Consider the following 2,263-nt stretch of genomic DNA (forward strand, 5'->3'; position numbering starts at 1 on the left):
AAACAGGGTAATACCGCTGAGGCGGTTCCATTTCTGTTCGGCGGCACTGATGAACTGATCGATCACCACCTGGGCGCCGTTGGCAAAATCACCGAACTGGGCCTCCCAGATCACCAGAGAGCGGGGATCGGTCGTCGAATAGCCGTATTCAAACGCGAGGACCGCCTCTTCCGAGAGCAGCGAGTTGATCACCAGGAAGTTGGCCTGATCGTTGGACAGGTTGCGCAGGGGTACATAGGCCTCGCCATCGTGCTGGTTGTAGAGCACGGCCTGGCGATGGAAAAAGGTACCGCGACCGCTGTCCTCGCCCGACAGCCGGATGGGATAACCTTCCTGTAGCAGGCTGGCATAGGCCAGCGTTTCGGCAAAGCCCCAGTCCATCTCCAGCTCGCCGGCGGCCATGCGTCGACGGTTGTCCATGATCTTCTCGACCGTGCGATGGAGTTTAAAGTCTTCGGGCAGACGATCCAGTTTTTCGTGCAGGGCCTGCACGGTCTGTTGATCCACCGTGGTGTCGATATCGCTGACACAGTCCCGGGTATGATAGGCACTCCAGTCGGCGCTGTAGGGGTAATCGGCCTGCTCGGCAGGGATCATATCGGCGACCACCGACCGGTTGTGCTCAAGGGCGTCGCGGTAGTCGGCGATCATCTGTTTGGCCTGCTGGGCATCGATGACGCCTTCCCCTTCGAGTCGCTGCTGATACAGCTCCCGGCAGCTTTGCAGCTTGTTGATGTGTTGATACATCAGCGGCTGGGTCGCCATGGGTTCATCGGCTTCGCTGTGACCGTGACGGCGATAACAGACCACATCGATGATGACATCCTTGTAAAAACGCATGCGGTAATCGAGCGCGAGCTGGGTAATAAACAGCACGGCTTCGGGATCGTCGCCATTGACATGGAAAATGGGGGCATTGACCATTTTGGCCACATCGGTGCAGTAAACGGTCGAGCGGGCCTCATCCTGATTGCTCGTTGTAAAGCCGATCTGGTTATTAATGACAATATGCACGGTGCCCTTGGTGGAGAAACCGCGCGACTGGGACATATTGAGCGTTTCCATGACCACGCCTTGCCCGGAGAAGGCGGCATCGCCGTGAATCAATACCGGCACCACCTGATTACCGTCCCAGTCCTGGCGCCGATCCTGGCGGGCGCGTACCGATCCCTCGACGACCGGGTCCACGATCTCCAGATGTGACGGATTGAACGCCAGCGCCACATGTAACAGGCCGCCGGGGGTGTTGAGATTGGAGGAAAAGCCGAGGTGGTATTTCACATCGCCGGTGCCGTTACCGTTTTCCGGGTGTACGCCCTCGAATTCGCGGAACAGCTCTTCCGGTGTTTTGCCCAACACGTTCACCAGCAGATTAAGCCGGCCCCGATGGGCCATACCGATCACCATCTCTTTGACGCCGCTTTCGCCACCATGCTGGATCAGCCGGTGCAGCATCGGGATCAGGCTTTCGGCGCCCTCCAGTGAGAAACGTTTTTGACCCACATATTTGTTGTGCAGGTACTTTTCCAGGCTTTCGGCCGCGGTCAGGCGACTGAACAGATCGCGCTTTTGCGCCTCGGAAAGGTCGGCATGACCCCGGGCTGATTCAAGATAATGCTGAATCCAGCGTTTTTCCGTGGTATCGATCAGATGCATATACTCGGCGCCGATCGAACCGCAGTAGGTGTTAACCAGAATATTGATGATCTCGGCCAGGCGCGCCCGATCCGGGCCAACCAGCGAGCCGGTTTCAAACTCGGTATCCAGATCGGCATCGCTGAGCTCATGATGCGCCAGCGTCAGCTCGGGGATGTGACCCTTGTCGCGCAGGCCGAGCGGATCCAGATCGGCCAGCTGGTGACCGCGAAAACGATAGGCGTTGATCAGCTGCAGAACCTTGACCTGCTTGTGGATCAGGCTGACATCAATATCCGTATGGCGGTGAGCCGGGGTCAGATGGCGAAACTGGGCGCGGATCGCGGCGTGGGAGATGTCCCTGTCGATGCCGTCGACCCGGGGCAGTTCGCGGAACAGCGCCTGCCACTGCGGATCCACCGAAGAGGGATCCTGCAGGTACTCTTCGTACAGTTGTTCGAGATAGCCGGCATTGGCACCGGCAAAAGCGGAATTTTTCCAGCGGGTTTTCAGATTAGATTCATCGGTCATGGGCCGACATCCTGGTGACAATTCCCGGGCAGTTGTAGATGTTATGCTGAATCACGTTCATACCCGTTATTTCGGCAGATTCAGCAGATTTTTCAAG

1 protein-coding gene is annotated in these 2,263 nt (G+C 57.7%); it reads right to left on the bottom strand.

Annotation, left to right across the window (positions count from 1 at the left end):
* The coding region (locus RI563_RS11390; RefSeq protein ID WP_310694503.1) for a 2-oxoglutarate dehydrogenase E1 component at positions 1 to 2,166 on the bottom strand (2,166 nt) is incomplete at its 3' end.
* Positions 2,167 to 2,263 lie beyond the last annotated feature (97 nt).

Source organism: Thiohalophilus sp. (assembly GCF_031581315.1).
Classification (GTDB): Bacteria; Pseudomonadota; Gammaproteobacteria; order UBA6429; family Thiohalophilaceae; genus Thiohalophilus.